Raw genomic sequence first — 20,453 nt, 5'->3', positions numbered from 1 at the left:
GCACCCGGCCACCCCGATCGGACGTGTCAGCCGCCCGATTTCTTTTCGGTGGCTTCGCCGGTCGGCGGCGTCCATTCGCCGCTCATGCCCGACATGCCACCCATGCCACCCATGCCAGACATTCCGGACATGCCGCTCATTCCGCCTTGGGCGCCCGGGGCCAGGGTCCACTGGGTGCAGAACCAACCGGAGGCGTTTCCGCTCATGCCGGACATGCCGCCCATGCCGGACATGCCGCCCATGCCGGACATGCCGCCCATGCCGCTCATGCCGCCCATGCCGGACATGCCGCCCATGCCGCCCATGCCGGACATGCCACCCATGCCGGACATGCCGCCCATGCCGGACATGCCGCCCATGCCGGACATGCCACCCATGCCGGACATGCCGCCCATGCCGGACATGCCACCCATGCCGGACATGCCGCCCATGCCGCTCATGCCGCCCATGCCGGACATGCCACCCATGCCGGACATGCCGCCCATGCCGCTCATGCCGCCCATGCCGGACATTCCACCCATGCCGGACATGCCGCCCATGCCGCTCATGCCGCCCATGCCGGACATGCCGCCCATGCCGCTCATGCCGGACATGCCGCCCATGCCACCTTGGGCTCCGGGGGCCATGGTCCACTGGGTGCAAACCCAGCCACCAGAATTACCGGCCATGCCAGACATCCCGCTCATGCCGGACATGCCACCCATGCCGGACATGCCACCCATGCCGGACATGCCACCCATGCCGCTCATGCCGCCCATGCCGGACATGCCGCCCATGCCGCTCATGCCGGACATGCCGCTCTGCTCTTCTGCGGTGGCCGGCGCGACGAACATGGTGGCTCCCAAAAGGGCAGCCAGAATGGTTTTCCTGGACTTGATCATCATTTTGCTCTCCCAGAGTTGCCCTCTCTCACCAGCCCGAAACGCGGGGTCGCAACTCGAAACGCCGCGCCGGGAACTCTTGCGCAGCGGGTCAGTCCGCCTGGTGCCAACCGCGAATGTCGTATGGCCCGGTCATCCCGGGGCGTGTGAACGGCGTGTACCAAGCGCCCTGATCCTCGAGAAATCTCAGACTTGCCGGATAGGGCGGGATGACACCCGTCAGTGCTTGCCGGTACCACGCGCCATCCTTCTTCATCTCCGTCACGACGGGCGCGCCCTCGGGCCGGCGGTCCGGCTGAACGCCTGCAATGAAGACCGTCGATTCCTCGGCAAGGGCGGCCTGCGCCAAGAGGCCCAACGAAAGGAACGGAACGATGAATTTCACGGCTCAATCCTCCTGCAGCGGCCCGAAACATCCGGCGCCGTCTGCAGTCAATTGAGCCCACACCGGCCAGCGGTCAACAATTTTGTCGAGATTTTACAATGGGTTATTCATGTGTGCGCGCTGGGAATCCTGCCAGATTGTCAGCCCGGGGCCGGTGAAGATGCCGATTCCAAGGTTTTTTGGGCCTCTCGGCCTGCCATTTTGTCATGTCAAATTAGCAGAGAATTTTTTGGACAAATTGTCGCACATAACGGGATGCTCTTGTCGCCGCTCAACACCAGCGTCGGGCCGCTCGGTAGGTTCGATGAGCTCCAGCCGTGGTCCGGTTGCCCACCAGCGCCCGGTCTTTCGTCGCACCACCGTCAATAGCTGATGATCAGATCCCGCAACGACACCCGCGATTCCTCGATAGAGTTGGGCGGACGTTACGCAACCTTTACGTTGGCAAAGATGTCACCCCACCTTGCTGCGCCAGAACGACGTGTGATCCGCCGCGAAATACCCGTCCGCGACCCGGAAATACCCCTGTAGTTCGACGGTATCACCCGCGCTCAGCGGCACCATCGTCTGCAGCCAGAGCGCGGTGGCGAGTGATTTGTGGGAACTTGACACCTCGCCGAAGGAGCCGCGGATTTCGGTCGTGCCGTTCAGGACCAGTCGCCCGCGCATCCGGGCCGATGTGCTGGCATTGACCTTGTAGAGCAAGCTCGCGCCAAAGAGGTAGGTGCCGGCAACCGGTGCGGTGAAGAGATTGGTTGCCGGGTCGAACGGGCCCTGGTCATTGGCCTCGACCGTGTTGATGCCGATTTTCGTCCAGGTGGTGAGCGCGACATAATTGTCGTAGTTGGTATAGGCCTTGAAACGCGGGCTTCGCGGCTGGTTCACGATGCCGGTGGCGCGGTCGACGGTCAGCGCGTCGCGCCAGGCTGTGCCATCGGGGCTCACCTTCAGGGTCAGGTCGTCGGTGCCGAGGAGACCAAGCTCGGCCCGGCCGGAAAACCCCGACTGAAGCAGGAAGGACAGAACCCCGGCGCCAGTTTCCTTGTTGAGCGCGAGGCACAGATTGCCGCTGCCGCCTTCGGGTGCGGTGAGCGCCGTCCAGAGCGCCCCGTTCAGCTTGGCCGAAAACGGATTGGCGGCATCGGCGGTGGTGCCGAGACTCAGACGGGTCAGGTTCTGCAGCGCGTCCGGCGTGACGCCGATCCAGGCCGTGCCATCGAAGACCAGCAGAACCGCCTCGTCCTCGATCCAGACCCGCCAGCCCGCTTGAGGGGTGAGCTGCACCCACGCCCCACCGGAAAACAGCGCCACGTCGCCGTCCCAGCCGGCCCATGCGCCGGTGGCGCCGGTGACCACGATGTAGCGGTCGCCTTCGGCGGGGCTGCCGGGCGGTGCGGTCAGATCCCGGTCCTTTACGGAAAGCTAGACGAGCCCGTCGAGCAGGTCGAGCGCCGCGTTATGGGTGACATGCTTCTGCGCCTGGGCGGCGGCGATGTAGGGGAGCGCGAGGTTCGGGGTGGTCATTGGTGCCTCATGCGATGGTGAGCGTGGCTTTGGCGGGGGTTCCCCGTCCAAGCGAAGGCGAGAGCTGGGCCACGCGGATGGTCAGCGCGGCGCCCGGCGCCAGCGTCGCGCCCCAGTCGACGACCTGATCGTCCGTGCTGTAGGCGACCGTCGCGGTGCCCGCCGTCAGCGTCCGCTTCACGGTTGAGCCGTCCGGAATGTCGATCTCCCAAGCTTCCGGCTGGTCGAGGAGCGGCACCTCGGTGGTCTCCCAGCTGTCGGCGGCCGGGTCACGGGAACGGCGGGTCCAGGTAAGGGTGATGTCGCCAGAAGGCTCGGCCTTGGCCGCGAGATGCACCGGCGCGAAGGGCCGGAGCGAGGCTCCCGATGGTCGGAGGATTCCCCCGTGGCGATGGTCGCATTCGTGTTGCTGACAGGCTGGCGGAAAGCCATCGTGGCCAGCAACGGTCAACGGCTCTCCCCGGCCGTCATGTAGTCGTCCCGCCCAGGAACAGCGCCGTCATGTAGGCACCGTAGGCACCCAGCATGACGATGCCCCACAGGCGCGAGATACGCGGCGCAACGGCCAGCAAACCCAGCAGCAGGACCGATGCCGCCAGCATCACATGGGTGTCGAATTCGCGGAACCGCTCGCTGACCTCGATGGGCAGGATCACGGCCGTCGTGCCGAGAATGGCGAGTATATTGAAGATGTTCGACCCGATCACGTTGCCCAGCACCACGTCGGAATGGCGACGGATCGCGGCGGTGATCGCCGTTGCAAGTTCGGGCAGCGACGTGCCCACGGCCACCAGCGACAAACCGATCACCGCCTCCGAGACTCCGAAGGCCCGCGCGATGTTGACGGCGCCCCCTACCAGCAAGTCAGCCCCGAACACGAGCGCGGCAATCCCCGCAACAACGAACGCCACGGAGACCCAGACATTGCCGATCGGAATGTCCTCGAATTCCGCAGCTTCCTGCTGGAAAGTGTCGGTTTCGGAGCTGCGCCGCTCCAGCCAGTAGCTGGCGAAGAGGTAGCCGATCAGCACCGTCAGCATGGCCGCACCTTCGAGGCGTTCGATATAGGCTCCCTGAACGAGCCCCACCAGAACGAGAGCCACAAGGGTTGCGACAAGCGCCTCACGCACCGCCGTGCGCTCCCAGCCTGCAATCGGCAGGATTGCGACGGCGACGCCGACGATCAGAAGGACGTTCGCGATGTTCGAGCCGACGGCATTGCCGAGCGCGATCTCGGGCGCACCGTCGAGCGCGGCATTGACCGAGACCAGAAGTTCCGGCGTCGAGGTGCCGAAGCCCACAATGACAAGCCCGATCAGGAGCTTGGAGATGCCAAGTCGTTCAGCGATGGCGACCGAACCACGCACCAGCCCCTCGCCACCGATGAAGAGGAGAACCAGGCCAGCGGCGACATATCCCAGATCCAGAAGCAACTTGATATTCTCCAGCTTTCAGTGTCAGGCAGAGCCGTGACAGATTTCATGGCGCCGCCGCAAGGGCGACCTGCAAGGTGATTTCCCGCCCGTCGCGCAGGATCGTGAGATCGACGGTCTCGCCCGCCCGACGTGTCTCCAGAGCAGCGACCAGGTCCTGACTGCGCCGCACCGCGTCATCGCCCAACGCAAGGATGATGTCGCCCAGCACGATCCCCTCCCGCGTCATGCGGGTCGGCCGCAGCCCCGCCGCCTCTGCCGGACTGCCCGGCACCACGTCAAGCACCAGCACGCCTTCCAGTCCGAGCCGATCAAGCAGTTCGTCGCCCCGCGGATCGAAATGCACGCCGAGGAATGGCGGCGTGTAGCTGCCGCGCGCAATGAGTTGCGGCACCACCCTGTTGACCGTGTCGACGGGCACGGCGAAACCGACGCCGGCGCTGGAGCCTGACGGGCTGTAGATCGCCGTGTTCACCCCGATGAGCCGCCCTGCGCTGTCGATCAGCGGGCCACCGGAATTGCCGGGATTGATGGCCGCGTCGGTCTGGATCAGGTCGCGGATCGGCAAACCGTCCTGCGAGGGCAGTTCGCGCCCCAGGGCCGAGACGACCCCGGTCGTCAACGTCCAGTCGAGGCCGAAGGGGTTTCCGATGGCAAGGACGGTCTGACCGACCCGCAGATCCGCGCTGGTGCCGATCGGGATGGGCGGTGGGCGATCCGCCCCCACGCCGATCTGCAGCACCGCCAGGTCATGCTCGGGCGCGCTGCCCACGAGGCGCGCGGGATAGCTGCGACCGTCGGCAAGACGCACGAAGGCCCGGCTCGCCCCGGCGATGACGTGATGATTGGTCACCACGTGACCAAGTGTGTCCCAGATGAAGCCTGACCCGTTGCCCCGTGTCACGTCGTAGATGTTGCGCGTCCAGGGGTCGATGACGGTTTCGGCCGTGGTGATGAAGACGACGCTGTCCCTGGCGGCCTCGAACACGGCGATGGTGCTCTGTTCCCAATCCGCCAGATCGCCGCGCGGCGTGATCGCGCGCGGCTCGGCCAGCCGCCCCAGAACCACGGCCTGGAAGATGGGAAAGCTTTGCCAGAAGGCGATGACGAGAAGCGTGGCGGCAGTGACCCGCCACAGGAGCGCAAAACCTCTGTCCATGTTCCGAAAATGCCTTCTCCTGCGTGGTCCGTTCCGCCTGTAGATACCCGATCGCTTTGGTCTCGGGGCCATCGTATATAGGTTGCTCCGGCAGACCGGCAATCGGAAAGTACCTCCCGGATGTGGGGTCCGGCAACGTCTCCCCTACCATCGGTCACAGCCAGCCGCGGCGCTTGAAGTAGACGAAAGGCAGGATCGCGGAGACGATCATCAGGCCGATTGCGAAAGGATACCCCAGAAGCCATTCCAACTCGGGCATGTGTTCGAAGTTCATGCCGTAGATCGAGGCGATCAGGGTCGGCGGCAGGAACACGACGGCCGCGACCGAGAAGATCTTGATGATGGCGTTCTGCTCGATATTGATCAGACCAAGCGTCGCATCGAGCAGGAAGGTTATCTTCTGGCTGAGAAAGCTCGCATGATCGGCAAGCGACCGGATGTCGCGCGACAGGGTCTTGATGCGTTCCCGCAGGTCTCGCGGGCTCTTCTTCTGTAGCGTCTGCTGACCGAGAAAGCCCGCGACCCGTTCCAGCGTCACGAGGCTGTCGCGAATATTGGATGTCAGATCGCCCTTGCGCCCGATCGCTTCGATCACATCCTGAAGATCGGCGCCCTTCATGACCTTCTCTTCCGACTTTCGGAAGATACGCCGGGAAATCCCGTCGATCTCTCGCCCGTCGTGTTCAAGGATGTCGGCAAGACGGTCCACGATAGCTTCGAGTAGCGCGACAAGAACGCCCTCGCCCGTGTCGCAGCCCATGGACACCTTGGCTGCCCGGGCAGGAAACGTCTCGAAGGCGCGCGGACGGTGATAGCGGATGGTGACGAGCGTGTCCTTCGACAGGACGAATGTGACCGGCAACAATTCCGGATCGTCGCCGTCGGCCTGCGATGGCAGAATCGCAGTCATGAACAGCGCGCCGTCCTCGCTGAAAAGACGCGAGGAAATCTCGATCTCCTCCATGTCTTCGCGGGTTGGGACATTGATGCCAAGCTGCTGCTCGACCCGCGCCTCTTCATCCCGGTCCGGGTCCAAAAGGTCGATCCACACAATTCGGGCCCCGGACGCTCCCAACCCCGGTTGGACGACCAGCCTGCCGCCATCGGCCACATATTCTGTGATCATGTCCATCCCCTTTTGTACCGGTGAGAATGCGCGACAGTGGAACCTGCGCCCGAATTAACCGCGAAATAGGAAGCCGGATCAGCGAATTACAGACCTGATGCATTGTTTTTCATCCACGACGCAAATATTTGCCGATGGACGGTGAAAGGATCCCCTGGTGCAGGACGAAACCAGGCAAAACGTCGAACCACGGCATATGGGCAGCTCGCCTGCCACTTGGCTTCTGTATGCGCTCCTGTTCGTGGGACTGTCGGCCGCTGGATTTGCCGCTCTCTCAGTGGTTTTCGACGGGCCTCCGCCGCGCTTCGACGCGAGACTGGTCCAGCCGACAGCCATCGCGTCGATCCTGCTTTTCCTGCTTGTCTATTTCGCCTCGGACGGGCTTCGGCTCTTTTTCGTGCTCAGGACAATCGGATCGAGGGTGAAAATCCGCGAGATTTTCCCCCTTGTCTTCATCAATTTCCTGTTTTCGAACATCACCCCCCTCGCCACCGGCGGCGGCTTCGCGCAGGTGTGGTATCTGCAAAGGCACGGCGTGTCGGTTGGCGCCTCGGCCGCCGCAACGTCGATCCGCACCATTCTGGCGATGTTGATGATCTTCATCGCCGCTCCCGCGTTTCAGTTCCTTCATCCCGATGCGTCCAACAGCGAGATCGCGCGGATCACGATGCAGTCCCTGTCAGGCTTCAGCGGGCTTTATCTCGTCGGCTTCATCCTGGTGCTGCGTCGTCCGTTCTGGATGGCGACGCTGATTGGAACCCTGCTCGGCCTCGCCTGTCGCCTGCGCCTCATTGGTGAGGAACGAAAAGACCAAGGGGTCAGCACGGTCCGCCGGGAGACCGCCGAGTTCGCAAGCGGCTTTTCCAGGTTTGTCGGTGGATCACGGCGCGATGCCGCCGCTGCCGTGATCTCGACGCTCGTCTTTCTCGTGACGTTGTTCGCTTTCCCGGCGCTTCTTCTCGAGTTGCTCGATTACGATGTCGACTGGATGACGGTGATCGGCACGATGTCGGTCGTGACCTTCCTGATGTATTTCGCTCCGACCCCGGGCGGCGCGGGCCTGGCGGAACTGGCCTTCGCCGGGTTCATGGCGAGCCAAATGGCACCGGCCGACCTGCTGCTCGTCGTCTTCGCCTGGCGGTTCCTGGTCATCTATCTCGGCATGGGCATCGGGATGGTCGTATCGGCCTACGTCCTGCGTCCAAGGACCGGAACCGGATGAACCGCGCGCTTCTCTCCCTCTTCTTCTATGCCAATCTCGCCATTGTCCTGGCGATCGCCGCCTACCGCGCCTATCTCTATGCCGCGGCACCCGATGCAAGCGCGCTGCTTGTGCGGCAGATTGACAAGATCGAGGCGGTCGCAGCCGAGGGCGGACCGCTGAGGTTCGCCGTCGTCGGCGAGGGCAATAATTCCATCGGCATGCTGGAACGGGAGGTGATCCCGCGGATCAACGCATCGGACGTGGATTTCGTCGTCTCTGCGGGCAATATCGTCAGCGGCGGCGGCGAGGACAAATACCGCTCCATCCTCCAGATCCTCTCTCACCTCGACATTCCCTATCTCCTGACCTTCGGCGAAAACGAGTTCGAGGAGTTCGGAAGCACCCGGTTCTACCAGCGGTTCGGACCGCATTTCTATTCGATCGCGCTTCCGCAAGCACGTCTCGTGTTTCTTGACGCCACGGGACACACTCCCACCGACTGGCAGGAACGATGGCTGCGCGACATTCTGCAGTCCGAGGAAACAAGGCCCGTGATCGTCTTCGTGGGTCATCCGCTCGTCGCCCCCGAACATGAGACCCTCTTCGAGCCCGACCGCGGCGCCTGGTCCGAACCGGATGATCGGGACAGGCTCCTCGGGCTCTTCCGCCGCCTTGGCGTGGACATGGTGATCTCGGCGGGTGCCGCGACCTACTCGGACCAGGTCGTGGACGGGATCCGGCACATCGTCACCGGAGGCGCCGGCGGCTTCGTCGTCAACGACGAGACGAGCTTCTATCACTACCTCGATCTGAGCGCGGATCGGGACGGCATCCAGGCCGACCTGGTTCGCATCGACACCGCCCCCACACCGCTCGCACAGAGGGTCGAGGGGCTCTGGTTCTTCGTCTATTCCCTGTTCTACGTTGGCTGGCTCAATTTCCTCGCGATCTTCTCGGCTTTCGTTCTGACGGCGATGTATCTCTACAATCGGCTGTTCAGGGAACGCCGCTACTACCCGGATTACGATCTGCGCGTGCCGGTCGATCCCGGTCGCCCGCTTCGCATCGCCATGTTCACCAACACCTATCTGCCCTCCATCAATGGCGTGGCTGTCTCCGTCAACAGGCTGAAGACGGGTCTGGAACGACAGGGGCACGAGGTGTTGTTGTGCGCGCCGAGCTATGATGACCAACGCCCGGAAGCGGGCGTTTTCCGCATTCCCATCCTGATCAGTCTGGGCGCAGCTTTTCGTCTGGCAAACCCTTTCCACCGTCAAACCTGGCGCACGGTACGTGAATTCCAGCCCGACGTCGTTCACCTCCACCATCCCTACTGGCTTGGCTCACTCGGGCTTCGGATGGCCCGAAAACTGAAGGTGCCCTCGGTCTTCACCTATCATACCCGGCTGGAACAGCTCGCCCACGCCATCCCCTTGCCCGGCGCGCTCTTCCGGAACGTGATCGCGCATTGGCTGGTGCGGCGTTTCGCCAACCGGTGCGACGAGATCATCGTTCCGACACCCATTATACGGGACTACATCCATCTGATCGGGGTGGACCGGCCCGTGCACGTGCACCCGACCGGTATCGAGGTCGAACGGTTCCGGCGGAGAAATCCGACGCAGCTTGCAGAGCTTGCCGCACGCTTCAACCCGGACGGACGAAGGATCCTGGTCACCATCGCGCGACTCTCGAAGGAAAAGAACCTCGACTTCCTGATCGCGGCGATGAAAGAGCTCAAGGCCCGTCAAGCCCCGCCGTTTCGACTGCTGATCATCGGCGACGGTGACGAACGGGCGCGGCTGACCAGCACCATCCGCGATGCCGGATTGACCTCGGAGGTCAGGCTGGTCGGAAGCGTGCCGATGCAGGACATCCCCGCCTATCTCGCCCTGGCGCAGCTCTTCGTCTTCACCTCGGTGTCCGAGACACAAGGAATGGTCATCCTGGAAGCCATGGCCGCAGGCCTTCCGGTCGTGGCCGTGAATGCGACCGGGGTCGACGCCTTCGTTCAGAACCGCCGGACGGGAATGCTGACGGAAGAAGACCTGGACGCCTGGACAGACGCCGTGCACGCCCTGCTCGTGAACCGGTCCGAACGCCAGAAAATGGCGCGCGCCGCGCTCGAGGAGGCGCAGACCCATTCAATTGAGCGGTTCGCCGCCGATATCGCCAGGGTCTACTTGATTGCGATCGGCGCATGGGAGCGCGCAGGGAAAGAGCACTAGGATGGAATTCGTGTGCAAGTACGCCCATCTCTGTCGAGAGGGGCACAAGAGATCATGATCGAAAGTCACACCATGCGCCGTCGGGCCTCGTTGTCCCTGCCCATTATCCGGACCGCTCGCGGGCAAAACCGCGATGGGTCCCTGACGCTTGGTGGCTTGCTCAAGGCCCTGGGTGAAACCTCTTTCGGATGGGCGATTGTTCTCTTTTCGCTTGTCACGCTTCTGCCCTTGCCACCGGGATCATCCCTGATCACGGCCCTGCCTCTCCTTCTGACGACGGGTCAGATGGCTCTCGGCTACCCCAGTGTCCGTCTTCCCGGCAGGCTTTCGCGACTGAAAATCGACGAACCGGGTCTCAGGCGCACCGTCCTCCGCCTGAGCCCGATCACGCGGCGCCTGGAAAGGATACTCGATACGAGATACGAAAGCGTATTCCTGGATCGGCAGCCACAGGCATTGGGCATTGTTCTGTCCGCGATTTCATTTGCCCTGTTCCTGCCGGTGCCATTGACCGGCTGGTTTCCGGCCATTTCGCTCTTCGTCTTCGGCGTGGGACTTCTGGAACGCGATGGGCTGGTCGCCGGGATCGGGCTATGCCTCGGGATGATGTCGATACTTCTGACGGCGGTGATGATCAGTTCGCTTGCGGCCGCAGCCGAAACGCTTGTCGACTGATCACGTTCCGCGGGCGCCGAATGATCAGTCGCACTCGGTGCTGTTTGTGCTTTCGTTCGGCATCTGCGTAAGACAGAACCGCCCCGGCGTGAGGTCGGTGTTCTCGAGAATGGCGTCCTCGAAGTCAGTGGCCTGCAGATCCGCGCCTTCGAATGTCACGTTGATGAGCCGTGCCGCCCGGAAACTCGCTCCGCCGAGGTCGGCTCCGTCGAACGAGACATTCTCGATCACCGCGAAATCGAAAAGCGCGATATTGAGCTCCGCGCCACCGAAATCGATATCCCGCAAGGTCGCTTCGGTGAGGTCCATTCCTGTCAGTTTGCGTTCCGACAAATCCAGACCTTCGAAACCGCATCCACGACACTCGCCGAGCATGCGCAATTTCGAGGCATAGCCCGCCTGTTGCGCCAACGCTGGAATAGCCGCGAAAAGCGCAAGAAGAGCCCCGAGCGCTTGACCCCGGGCCCTGGATTTCGAGTGTTTCAACGTCGCCCCTCGCGAATGATTCGCTCCCACCTCAGAAATCGAACAGATCTCCGAGGAAGGATGCGCGCTTTTTCTTATAGGGCCGCTGGCCATGCGTGTCATGCCGATAATCTTGCGCCGGGGCGGCAGGTCCGGCCCGCTCGATGATCTTGTCCAGTTCACCACGGTCCAGCCAGACGCCGCGGCATTTCGGGCAATAATCGATCTCGACGCCGCTGCGTTCGGTCATGACCAGCGGTTCTCCGTCAATCGGACATTTCATCGGAATTCTCCTTTCCGGCCCAGTTTGCCTTTGTCAAATGGCACGGCAATTGATTTCCACAAGATGGGAGGAAAAAAAATCTTGCGGGTCGGCATCATGAGCCCAGCCCCAGCCGCCGGGCCTCGTCCCTGAGCGCCAGAAACAGAAGATCGCCGTCGCTGTTTGGGGATCGTTCCGAACCGTTCCGGATCAGGGCGATTTCACGCCTGGCCGACGGCAAGCCCAATGGCCGAACCACCACCTCCGGGTCGTGCACCGCCTGGCGACCGGCATAGAGCTGAGGAACGATGGCCACACCCGCGCCTGAAGCCGCCATCATCAGGATCGAATCCAGGCTTGTGCCCTCGTATTCGTCGGAAATCATGCCCCCGCAGTCAGATGCCAGCGCATAGACCATGCGCGCCAGCCGATGGCGCGCGTCAAGCGTCAGGAAGATTCGGCCACGCAGCTCTGCCGGATCCACCGCGCCGCTTCCGCGAGCCAACGGATCGTCCCTGGCCACCAGAATGTACAAGTGTTCAGAGAAGAGCGTTTGCTGCAGCGTTCCGGGATGGTCTTCGGGCGTCGAGATGATCCGGTCGAATCGACCTGATCGCAGCCCCTGTTCGAGGTCTTGCGTCGGCTCCTCACGCACGACCACGCGCAGGTTCGGAAAGTTCTGGTGAACATGGGCGACGACCCTGGGAAGGAGCCACGGCCCGATCGAGGGCAGAACCCCCAGGCGAAGCCGCCCGCCGAACGGAACCTCGCCCGCCACGCTGGCGCGGAGATCTTCGACGGCACGCAAGATGCCTTGGGCGCGCCGCACGACCTCGGCGCCCTTGCCCGTCAGTTGCACGCCGGACCGGCTGCGCTCGAACAGGCGCACGCCAAGGTCGCGCTCGACCTCGGCGATCTGGGCGGAGAGGCTGGGCTGGCTGACGTTGAGCGCCTCGGCGGCCAGATTGAAGCGCCCCAGTCGGGCCACCGCCGTTATGTATTCCAGCTGTCGCAAGGTCGGGCGCATTACATAGCCTGAAGCTATCACAATTACGTTTAGTTTATATTTCCGCTCTCTTTCCGGTCAAGGCATGTGCAGCCAAACGTCACGGAGATTCACATGCAGCACATGCTCGAAACCCTTTCCAACAACCTCCTTGTCCCCACGATCCTGTTCTTTGTGCTGGGATTTATCGCAGCGCTGGCGCGCAGCGATCTGTCGATACCTGCCGGTGCTGCGAAATTCATGTCGCTCTACCTTTTGCTCGCGATCGGCTTCAAAGGCGGCGCGAGCCTTGCCGCGCACGGACCCACGGCCGACCTGTTCGTGGCCATCGGCGTCGGCGTGTTCCTGTCCTTCGCCCTGCCGTTCCTCGCCTATCTGCTACTGCGAATGATGACCAGGCTGGATCCGGTGAACGCGGCGGCGGTGGCGGGCCACTACGGGTCGATCTCGATCGTCACCTTCGTCACGGCGGTAAGCATTCTGGACCTGACCGGCGTTGCGCATGACGGCTACATGGTCGCCGTTGCCGCCGCGATGGAGGTCCCGGCGATCCTTTCGGCGCTGTGGCTGGTGCATCGCTTTGGCAGCAACGAGCCCAGGACCGTCGGGCTTGGCCGCGATCTTTTGGCCAACGGTTCGATCGTTCTGCTGACGGGTTCGTTTGCCATCGGTGCCATTACCGGCGGTGAGGGATTGGAACTGATCGCGCCCTTCGTCGTCACGCCCTTTACCGGCATCCTCTGCCTGTTCCTGCTGGACATGGGTCTGGTCGCCGGCGGCAGCCTTCTGGCGCATCGCCGGCTCCTTTCCCCCGGCCTGTTCCTTTTCGGGGTGGTGATGCCGATCCTGGGTGCCCTTTCAGCTTGGGCGCTTGGGTCGGTTGTCGGCATGGCGGGGGGCAACCTGTTCCTGCTGATGGTCCTGGGCGCCTCGGCCTCTTACATCGCCGTACCGGCAGCGATGCGGATTGCAGTGCCCAACGCCGAGGCCGGCATCTACGTCACCCTGTCGCTTGGGCTGACATTCCCCTTCAACATCACCATCGGCTTGCCCATCTACCTGACATTGGCCTTGTGACGCGGCATATCGCGGATCATTAGACGGGGCGAGCATGGAGACAGGACGTGGCGACAGGAATCTCGGAGCATCTTGAGGCGGTGATTGCCGACCTTGCCGGCGAAGAGGTCACCATTGACGAGATCATCGAGCGCCTTGGCAACCGCGCGCACGGGCTGGCGATCCTGCTGTTCGCGCTGCCCTGCACGCTGCCGATGCCCTATGGCATCCCGACCGCGTTCGGAACCGCGATCCTGCTGGTCTCGCTGCAACTGCTTCTATGGCCCGGCCGCAGCCTTTGGTTGCCGCGTTTCCTTGGCGCTCGCACCATCGCGCGCGCCGACCTGCAGCGGATGCTGGACAAGGCGCTGCCGCTGGTCCTGCGCCTCGAGCGGCTCACGCATCCGCGGCACGAATGGGCAGCCGGCGCGCCGGGCCGCACGATCACCGCAATCCTTTGCGCGGTCTGCGGCTTCACCATGCTGTTGCCCATTCCGTTCATCGGCAACATTCCCCCCGCGATAGCGGCCACGGCCCTTGCCGTGGGGCTCCTGCAACGGGACGGACTGTTCCTGATGGCGGGTTTCGTGCTTTTCTCCGCAGCCATGGCCATACTGGCGGCGGCATGGTGGGGCATACTCAACGGCGTGAAGTGAGGCTTCCTCCAGATACGACATGACAACCGGATTTGAACCAACAGGACCATGAGCCGGCCGATGCACCAACCGCCCGCCGTCGAACGCCCCACTACCGTCGAAGCCGGTGGGAAATGGCACGCCACGGAAAGCCTCGACGCGCTGGTCGCGCTCGAATCATCGCCCGATGGCTTGTCGCAGGGGGAAGCCTCGACACGGCTGGCGCGATACGGGCCGAATGCGCTGCCCGAGGGCCGGCGCGCCGGCCCGCTGCGCCGCTTCCTGCGGCAGTTCAACAACCTGCTGATCTACGTCCTGCTCGCTGCCGCGGCGATCACCTCAGGGCTCGGCCACTGGATCGACACCGGGGTGATCCTCGCCGTGGTGCTGGTCAACGCAATCATCGGCTTCGTGCAGGAAGGCCGCGCCGAGGCCGCCATCGCCGCACTGCACAGGATGCTGGCGCCGCAGGCCACGGTGCTGCGCGACGGCCAGCGGCTGCGCGTCCCGGCCGAACAACTCGTTCCCGGCGACGTGATCCTGGTCGAGGCCGGCGACCGTGTGCCGGCCGACGCCCGGCTGATCGAGGCCAGCCGCCTGAAGGCGCAGGAAGCGATCCTCACGGGCGAATCCGTGCCGGTCGAGAAATCCACCGAGGCGGTCGCCGAAGACGCCCCGCTGGGCGAGCGCAGGGGGATGCTGTTCTCGGGCACGCTCATCGTCGCCGGACAGGGCCGCGCGGTCGTGACCGCGACCGGCAGCGCGACCGAGATCGGCCGGATCAGCGGGATGCTGGGCGCGGTTGAGGAACTGACCACGCCGCTGTTGCGCAAGATGGACGCCTTTGCCCGCTGGATCACGGCGCTGATTCTGTTCGGCGCGGGGCTGCTTCTGATCTACGGCCATTTCGTCCAGCACCACCCGTTCGAAGAGCTGTTCATGACCGTCGTCGGGCTCGCGGTCGCGGCGATCCCCGAGGGCCTGCCGGCGGTTCTGACCATCACGCTCGCCGTGGGCGTGCGCCAGATGGCCGACCGCCATGCCATCGTCCGCCGCCTGCCGGCGATCGAGACGCTCGGCGCTCTGACGGTGATCTGCACCGACAAGACCGGCACGCTGACCCGCAACGAGATGATGGCCGCCGCCCTTGCCTTACCCGCCGGCCGCTACAGGGTGACGGGCGACGGCTACCTGCCGGATGGCGAGATTCTCCCCGAAGCCGGCGCGCACGGCGAGGATACCGCATTGGCCGCGCTCATCGAAGCCGGCATGGCCTGCAACGACAGCGCGCTCGTCGATGGCCCGGACGGCCGCGCGATCACCGGAGACCCGATGGAGGCCGCGCTTCTGGTGCTGGCCGAAAAGGCCGGGCGGTTGGAGGAGCGGCGGGGCATCGCCCGGCTGGCGGTGATCCCCTTCGACGCCGCGCACCGCTACATGGCCACGCTCGACAAGATGCCCGACGGCAGGGCCCGCTTGCACGTCAAGGGCGCGCCGGAAGCGGTTCTGGCGCTTTGCGAACACGAGGTGGCGCCCGGGGACGGCGCGCGCCCGCTCGAACTTGCGTTCTGGCAGGCCGAGACCGAGCGCATGGCCGGAGAGGGTTTGCGGGTGATCGCCCTTGCGCGCCGCGAGGCGGAAGAGGACGAACGTCCCACCCCCGAAACCCTGACCGGCGGCCTGACCCTGCTTGGCCTCGTCGGGCTGATCGACCCGCCGCGCGCCGAGGCGATCGCCGCCGTGGCCGAGTGCCAGAGCGCCGGCATCGCGGTGAAGATGATAACCGGCGATCACGCCGCAACCGCCGCGGCCATCGCCGCGAAGATCGGCATTGCGGCACCCGAGCGCGTGCTGACGGGACGAGACCTTGACCGGCTCGACGATGCGCTCCTGGTCGAGCAGGCGCGGCTGACCAACGTCTTTGCCCGCACCACGCCCGAACACAAGCTGCGGCTTGTCATGGCCTTGCAGGCCAGCGGAGAGATCGTGGCCATGACCGGCGACGGTGTGAACGACGCCCCCGCGCTCAAGCGCGCCGATGCCGGCGTGGCCATGGGCATCACCGGCTCGGACGCGGCCAAGGAGGTGGCCGACCTGGTGCTGACCGACGACAACTTCGCCTCGATCGCGGCGGCAGTGCGCGAGGGCCGCACCGTGTTCGACAACATCCGCAAGGTCATCAGTTGGACCCTGCCCACCAATGCGGGCGAGGCTTCGGCCGTGATCGTCGCCCTGCTGGCGGGGCTGGCCCTGCCGTTCTCGCCGCTGCAGATCCTCTGGGTGAACCTCGTCTCGGCGGGTTCGCTGGGTCTGGCGCTGGCCTTCGAGCGCGCCGAGGGCGACGTGATGCGCCGGCCGCCGCGTCCGGTGAACGCCCCCATCCTGAACGGCGAACTGGTCTGGCATGTCGCCCTTGTCTCGGTGCTGTTTCTGACCGCGATCTACGCGATGTTCAACTACGCCACTGATCGGGGATACCCCATCGAGCTGGCGCGGACGCTTTGCGTCAATCAGCTGATCGTGCTGAAGATCTTCCACCTGTTCTACATCCGCAACTACTATACCACCTCGCTGACCTGGGAAGCGGCGCGGGGCACGCCGGCAGTCTGGATCACGGTGGGCGTGGCGGTCCTCGGGCAGTTCGTTTTCACCTACGCGCCATTCATGCACACGGTGTTCGCCACGCGCCCCGTGGCGCTGATGGATGGCGCGATCGTGATCGGTGTCGGCATGGCCTTCTTCGCCATCGTCGAGTTGGAAAAGCAGATCCGCCTGCGGCTGGGCAATTCCGGGCGTCACGAAGGGCGGAAAACGGAAAGGGCGATGGAACGGGGCTGACATGAAGCATATCGAGATCCTCACCGACCTGCATCCGCGCTCTGACCGGGCGCTCGACCGCGCCGCGCTGGTGGCCGATGCCTGCGGAGGGGAACTGGCGATCACCCACGCGGTGGATCCGGCCTCGCCCGCCGACCGCGCGCGCACCGAGGAGGAAGGCGCGCTGTTTGTCGATGCGCAAGGGTATCTGCGAACCGCACTGGCCCTGGCGCGACCGTTGCCGGCGCGGTGGACGACGCTTGAAGGTGATGCCGGAGACGTCCTGCCCGAGCACCTCGACCGCGAGAAACCCGACCTGGTCGTGACCGGAACGGGCCGGGACTACACCCTGGGCAAGATCATTCTGGGAAGCCTTGCAGACCGTATCGCGGCCGCGTCGCGCGTTCCGCTGCTGGTCGTGAAGCGGCGGCCGGTCGGGCCCTACCGGCATGTGCTCGTGGCCTTCGACGGCTCGGCGCGGGCCGGCGCGGCCCTCGCGACCGCCCTTCAATTCGCACCTGGTGCGCAGGTTCTGGGCCTGTTCGCGGCGGGCGATGTGGATCCGGCCAGGGCGGACGCGAAAACCGTTCAAGCGGCGTTCGACCGCGTGCTCGACGCACATGCCGCCGCTGCCGGCGCGCCGCGGCCCAAGGCGGATCTGCAAATGGCGGGCGACGACATCCTGTCGGCCATGATCGCGGCCGAACGGGAGTGGAAACCTGATCTTTGCGCCTTCGGCCGCTCGGAGAAGCCCGGCCTGCTTGCGCTGGAGCGGGGCAGCCACTCCGGCTTGCTGATGGCTCACCTGCGGAGCGATACGCTTCTTGGACAGCGATAGTGATGCGACGCCCAGTGACATGGCTTCAGCCGATCTTCGCCCCCCAGAACGACGTGTGATCCGCCGCGAAATACCCGTCCGCCGCGCGGAAATACCCCTGCAGTTCGACGGTTTCGCCGCCGGCGAGCGGTACCACGGTCTGCAGCCAGAGCGCGGTGGCGAGCGACTTGTGGGCGCTCGATACCTCGCCGAACGAGCCCCGGATCTCGGTGGTGCCGTTCAGGACCAGGCGCCCGCGCATCCGCGCCGAGGTGCTGGCATTGACCTTGTAGAGCAGGCTCGCGCCGAAGAGGTAGGTGCCGGCAACCGGCGCGGTGAAGAGATTGGTGGCGGGGTCGAAGGCGCCCTGGTCGTTGGCCTCCACCGTGTTGATGCCGATTTTCGTCCAGGTGGCGAGCGCGACGTAATTGTCGTAGTTGGTGTAGGCCTTGAAACGCGGGCTTCGCGGCTGGTTCACGATGCCGGTGGCGCGATCGACGGTGAGCGCGTCGCGCCAGGCCGTGCCATCGGGGCTCACTTTCAGGGTCAGGTCGTCGGTGCCGATGAGACCAAGCTCGGCCCGGCCGGAAAACCCTGACTGCAGCAGGAAGGACAGAACCCCAGCGGCGGTTTCCTTATTGTGCGTGAGGCGCAGATCGCCACTGCCGCCCTCGGGCGCGGTGAGTGCGGTCCAGAGTGCCCCGTTCACCTTGGCCGAAAACTTGTTGGCGGCATCGGCAGTCGTGCCGAGACCCAGCCGGGTGAGGCCTTGCAACGCATCCGGCGTGACGCCGATCCAGGCCGTGCCATCGAAGACCAGCAGAACCGCCTCGTCCTCGATCCAGACCCGCCAGCCCGGTTGCGGGGACAGTCGCAGCCACGCCCCGCCAGAAAACAGCGCCACGTCACCGTCCCAACCGGCCCATCCCCCGGTGGCGCCGGTGGCGACGATGTAGCGCTCGCCCTCGGTGGGGTTCGCGGGTGGCGCGGCGAGATCCCGGTCTTTGACGGAAAGCTGGACGAGGCCATCGAGCAGATCGAGCGCCGCATTGTGGGTGACGTGCTTCTGCGCCTGCGCGGCGGCGATGTAGGGCAAAGCCAGGTTCGGTGTGGTCATGGATGCCTCATGCGATGGTGAGCGTGGTCTCGGCGGGCATGCCCCGGCCGAGCGAGGGCGAGAGTTGGGCCACACGGATGGTCATCGCGGCACCCGGTGCGAGCGTTGCGCCCCAGTCGGCGATCTGGTCGGCGGTGCTGTAGGTGACCGTAGCCGTGCCCGCCGTCAGCGTGCGCTTGACGGTTGCGCCGTCGAGAAGGTCGATCTCCCAGGCTTCCGGCTGGTCGAGGCGCGGCACCTCGCTGGCTTCCCAGCTGTCGGCCGCCGGGTCGCGGGAACGGCGGATCCAGGTGAGGGTGATGTCGCCTGACGGCTCGGCCTTCGCCCCGAGGTGCACCGGCGCGAAGGGCCGAAGCGAGGCAGCCGAGGGCGTGAGCGACAGCGTTGTGTAACTCGGGTCCGACACGGGCCGGGTGGCCGGCCCCACGGCGAGGTTCCATGGCAGGCCGATCTCGCCTGTTGTGAACGGTAGCTCTGTAACGGCCGCATCCAAGACCACGACCCGCGCCCCGGCGGGCGCCGGATTGCTGATGGCGGCTTCGGTCCCGCGCTGGCCGCGCAGGAGCGTGGTCAGGCGATAGCGGCCGAGGGCGATGAGCGCAACGTCTCGGGCCTGCAGGACTTCCCAGGTTCCGGGCGCGCTCTCCACGGCAAAGGCGTTGGCTCCGGCAAAGAGCTGCAGATCGGTGGCGCTTTCCAACTGGCCCCAGGGAAGGCTAATCTCGAGCACCGAACCCCGGTCCCAGCGCCACACAGGTCCAGTGGGAAGATCGCTGACAAGCGTTCCGATCCGCGCGCGGCGGGTGATGGTGGCGAAGCTCGCCCAGCCCGATGTTTCGGGACTGCGCAGAACCGCGATAGTGCCCGACCAGGGATCGGCATCGATGGCAATGAGGGGGCGCGGTGGCGTGTGGGCGCTGGTCAGCTGCGGCAGATCGAGGATCGCCACCTCGGGCGCGCCGAGGGGCACGGAGCGGGCGACGGCAGCCACGCGCTGTGCCCCGGGCGGCAGGTCGTAGACCTCGCGATCCTGCCGGTTGGCCTCGATGCGCCGGGCGAGCCCATCGGCGATGCGGGTGAGGCGGAACTCGGTGGTCGTTCCGTCCTCGAACAGCAGCACGTCGCCCGTATCCAGCGCGAGGCACGAGGGTGGCAGGGTAAAGCTCGCCCGTTCGCGCGCCGTCCACGTTTCCATCAGAGCACGGCGGCAGCGGCGCTCGGCCTCCTCGGGGGCGACCGCAACGGGAAAGCTCTCGGCAGTGACGCGCACCGCGCCGGTGGTGACGCGCCGGGCCTCGACAAGGGCGCTGTCATAGTCCTCGTCGGCGCGCGCCACGCTCCAGCGCAGCACCTGGGGCAGTTCAGTCTCCTGGCCGCGCGTGCGCTCGATGTCCTCGGCCTCGCCCGCGATGAGATCATCGGGCGTGATCGTGGCAACCGGTGCCGTTCCGCGCATGCGGAAGCGGATCACACCCTCGCTCTCGACGGCATCGAAGCCGAAATGGCGGGCGAGCATGGAGATCGTGGTGCGGGGGCTTTCGATGGCGGGGATTACCAACCCTTCGACCGCGCCCCAGAGGCCGGAGACGTCGATCCGCTCCTCCGCCAGCCCGGCGCGCAGGCAGAGATGACGCACGAGCGCGGCGAGCGAGACCGCGCCGAG

19 protein-coding genes and 1 pseudogene are annotated in these 20,453 nt (G+C 65.1%); 7 read left to right on the top strand and 13 right to left on the bottom strand.

Annotated elements, in window-relative coordinates; translation table 11 throughout:
* Positions 1-26: 26 nt before the first annotated feature.
* From C4S70_RS18890 to corA, 8 genes and pseudogenes are all read right to left on the bottom strand, one after another.
* Positions 27-884, bottom strand: a complete 858-nt coding sequence (locus C4S70_RS18890) for a hypothetical protein (protein WP_200822791.1) — start codon at positions 882-884, stop codon at positions 27-29.
* 88 nt (positions 885-972) lie between these two features.
* Complete coding sequence (locus tag C4S70_RS16465) at positions 973-1,266, bottom strand: hypothetical protein (protein ID WP_104009198.1); 294 nt, start codon at positions 1,264-1,266, stop codon at positions 973-975.
* Between the two features lie 453 nt (positions 1,267-1,719).
* The gene (locus C4S70_RS19430; RefSeq protein ID WP_407656754.1) at positions 1,720-2,382 is read right to left on the bottom strand and encodes a C1q-like domain-containing protein; all 663 of its coding nucleotides are present in this window, start codon (positions 2,380-2,382) and stop codon (positions 1,720-1,722) included.
* Positions 2,383-2,481: 99 nt separating this feature from the next.
* A pseudogene (locus tag C4S70_RS19425) lies at positions 2,482-2,676 on the bottom strand (DUF2793 domain-containing protein); the annotation flags it as partial.
* Between the two features lie 121 nt (positions 2,677-2,797).
* Positions 2,798-3,241, bottom strand: a complete 444-nt coding sequence (locus C4S70_RS16455; RefSeq protein WP_146064244.1) for a hypothetical protein — start codon at positions 3,239-3,241, stop codon at positions 2,798-2,800.
* Positions 3,242-3,257: 16 nt separating this feature from the next.
* Complete coding sequence (locus tag C4S70_RS16450) at positions 3,258-4,223, bottom strand: calcium/sodium antiporter (protein ID WP_104009196.1); 966 nt, start codon at positions 4,221-4,223, stop codon at positions 3,258-3,260.
* Positions 4,224-4,269: 46 nt separating this feature from the next.
* On the bottom strand, positions 4,270-5,382 hold the full coding sequence (locus tag C4S70_RS16445; RefSeq protein WP_104009195.1) for a S1C family serine protease: 1,113 nt from the start codon (positions 5,380-5,382) through the stop codon (positions 4,270-4,272).
* Between the two features lie 154 nt (positions 5,383-5,536).
* Positions 5,537-6,508, bottom strand: coding sequence for a magnesium/cobalt transporter CorA (gene corA / locus C4S70_RS16440; protein WP_104009205.1), 972 nt, complete (start codon positions 6,506-6,508; stop codon positions 5,537-5,539).
* Between the two features lie 157 nt (positions 6,509-6,665).
* Between corA and C4S70_RS16435 the strand changes: the two genes are divergently transcribed.
* From C4S70_RS16435 to C4S70_RS16425, 3 genes are read left to right on the top strand one after another with little or no spacing between them, the layout of a single operon-like run.
* Complete coding sequence (locus C4S70_RS16435) at positions 6,666-7,730, top strand: lysylphosphatidylglycerol synthase transmembrane domain-containing protein (protein ID WP_104009194.1); 1,065 nt, start codon at positions 6,666-6,668, stop codon at positions 7,728-7,730.
* Positions 7,727-9,940 (top strand): glycosyltransferase, encoded by a 2,214-nt coding sequence (locus tag C4S70_RS16430; RefSeq protein WP_104009193.1) that lies wholly within the window; start codon positions 7,727-7,729, stop codon positions 9,938-9,940. The genes C4S70_RS16435 and C4S70_RS16430 overlap by 4 nt, the downstream gene beginning before the upstream one ends.
* A gap of 54 nt (positions 9,941-9,994) precedes the next feature.
* Positions 9,995-10,615 carry an exopolysaccharide biosynthesis protein gene (locus C4S70_RS16425; protein ID WP_104009192.1) on the top strand — a complete coding sequence of 207 codons (621 nt, stop codon included), beginning with the start codon at positions 9,995-9,997 and terminating at the stop codon, positions 10,613-10,615.
* Positions 10,616-10,639: 24 nt separating this feature from the next.
* Here the strand turns inward: C4S70_RS16425 and C4S70_RS16420 are convergent, their stop codons facing one another.
* From C4S70_RS16420 to C4S70_RS16410, 3 genes are all read right to left on the bottom strand, one after another.
* Complete coding sequence (locus C4S70_RS16420; RefSeq protein ID WP_235003862.1) at positions 10,640-11,101, bottom strand: pentapeptide repeat-containing protein; 462 nt, start codon at positions 11,099-11,101, stop codon at positions 10,640-10,642.
* Positions 11,102-11,132: 31 nt separating this feature from the next.
* Positions 11,133-11,363, bottom strand: a complete 231-nt coding sequence (locus C4S70_RS16415; protein ID WP_104009190.1) for a TFIIB-type zinc ribbon-containing protein — start codon at positions 11,361-11,363, stop codon at positions 11,133-11,135.
* 94 nt (positions 11,364-11,457) lie between these two features.
* Complete coding sequence (locus C4S70_RS16410; RefSeq protein ID WP_104009189.1) at positions 11,458-12,369, bottom strand: hydrogen peroxide-inducible genes activator; 912 nt, start codon at positions 12,367-12,369, stop codon at positions 11,458-11,460.
* A 93-nt stretch (positions 12,370-12,462) separates the two neighbouring features.
* Between C4S70_RS16410 and C4S70_RS16405 the strand changes: the two genes are divergently transcribed.
* The 4 genes from C4S70_RS16405 to C4S70_RS16390 are packed head-to-tail and all read left to right on the top strand — an operon-like array spanning position 12,463 to position 17,694.
* The gene (locus C4S70_RS16405) at positions 12,463-13,425 is read left to right on the top strand and encodes a sodium-dependent bicarbonate transport family permease (protein ID WP_104009188.1); all 963 of its coding nucleotides are present in this window, start codon (positions 12,463-12,465) and stop codon (positions 13,423-13,425) included.
* Positions 13,426-13,472: 47 nt separating this feature from the next.
* Entirely contained in the window at positions 13,473-14,060 is a 588-nt protein-coding gene (locus C4S70_RS16400; RefSeq protein ID WP_104009187.1) for an exopolysaccharide biosynthesis protein, read from the top strand.
* Positions 14,061-14,120: 60 nt separating this feature from the next.
* A complete protein-coding gene (locus C4S70_RS16395) occupies positions 14,121-16,877 on the top strand; it encodes an HAD-IC family P-type ATPase (RefSeq protein WP_200822790.1) in 2,757 nt (918 codons plus the stop codon).
* A gap of 1 nt (position 16,878) precedes the next feature.
* Positions 16,879-17,694 carry a universal stress protein gene (locus tag C4S70_RS16390; RefSeq protein WP_104009185.1) on the top strand — a complete coding sequence of 272 codons (816 nt, stop codon included), beginning with the start codon at positions 16,879-16,881 and terminating at the stop codon, positions 17,692-17,694.
* A gap of 25 nt (positions 17,695-17,719) precedes the next feature.
* On the opposite strand, the gene C4S70_RS16385 is transcribed toward C4S70_RS16390, so the two are convergent.
* Entirely contained in the window at positions 17,720-18,790 is a 1,071-nt protein-coding gene (locus C4S70_RS16385; RefSeq protein ID WP_104009184.1) for a DUF2793 domain-containing protein, read from the bottom strand.
* A gap of 7 nt (positions 18,791-18,797) precedes the next feature.
* Positions 18,798-20,453, bottom strand: a 1,656-nt coding sequence (locus tag C4S70_RS16380; RefSeq protein WP_200822789.1) for a phage tail protein, incomplete at its 5' end; no start/stop codon positions are given.

This window comes from Jhaorihella thermophila, from assembly GCF_900108275.1.
Classification (GTDB): Bacteria; Pseudomonadota; Alphaproteobacteria; order Rhodobacterales; family Rhodobacteraceae; genus Jhaorihella; species Jhaorihella thermophila.
Note: the sequence above shows the minus strand (reverse complement) of the source record. Positions and strands in the feature narration are given on the sequence as shown.

What these genes read in the sequence shown, in the direction of transcription:
- C4S70_RS16430 (WP_104009193.1), top strand. Translation starts at nt 7,727, where the DNA reads ATGAACCGCGCGCTTCTCTCCCTCTTCTTCTATGCCAATCTCGCCATT.
- C4S70_RS16385 (WP_104009184.1), bottom strand. Translation starts at nt 18,790, where the DNA reads ATGACCACACCGAACCTGGCTTTGCCCTACATCGCCGCCGCGCAGGCG.
- C4S70_RS16390 (WP_104009185.1), top strand. Translation starts at nt 16,879, where the DNA reads ATGAAGCATATCGAGATCCTCACCGACCTGCATCCGCGCTCTGACCGG.
- C4S70_RS16395 (WP_200822790.1), top strand. Translation starts at nt 14,121, where the DNA reads ATGCACCAACCGCCCGCCGTCGAACGCCCCACTACCGTCGAAGCCGGT.
- C4S70_RS16410 (WP_104009189.1), bottom strand. Translation starts at nt 12,369, where the DNA reads ATGCGCCCGACCTTGCGACAGCTGGAATACATAACGGCGGTGGCCCGA.
- C4S70_RS16445 (WP_104009195.1), bottom strand. Translation starts at nt 5,382, where the DNA reads ATGGACAGAGGTTTTGCGCTCCTGTGGCGGGTCACTGCCGCCACGCTT.
- C4S70_RS16415 (WP_104009190.1), bottom strand. Translation starts at nt 11,363, where the DNA reads ATGAAATGTCCGATTGACGGAGAACCGCTGGTCATGACCGAACGCAGC.
- C4S70_RS18890 (WP_200822791.1), bottom strand. Translation starts at nt 884, where the DNA reads ATGATGATCAAGTCCAGGAAAACCATTCTGGCTGCCCTTTTGGGAGCC.
- C4S70_RS16405 (WP_104009188.1), top strand. Translation starts at nt 12,463, where the DNA reads ATGCAGCACATGCTCGAAACCCTTTCCAACAACCTCCTTGTCCCCACG.
- corA (WP_104009205.1), bottom strand. Translation starts at nt 6,508, where the DNA reads ATGATCACAGAATATGTGGCCGATGGCGGCAGGCTGGTCGTCCAACCG.
- C4S70_RS16425 (WP_104009192.1), top strand. Translation starts at nt 9,995, where the DNA reads ATGATCGAAAGTCACACCATGCGCCGTCGGGCCTCGTTGTCCCTGCCC.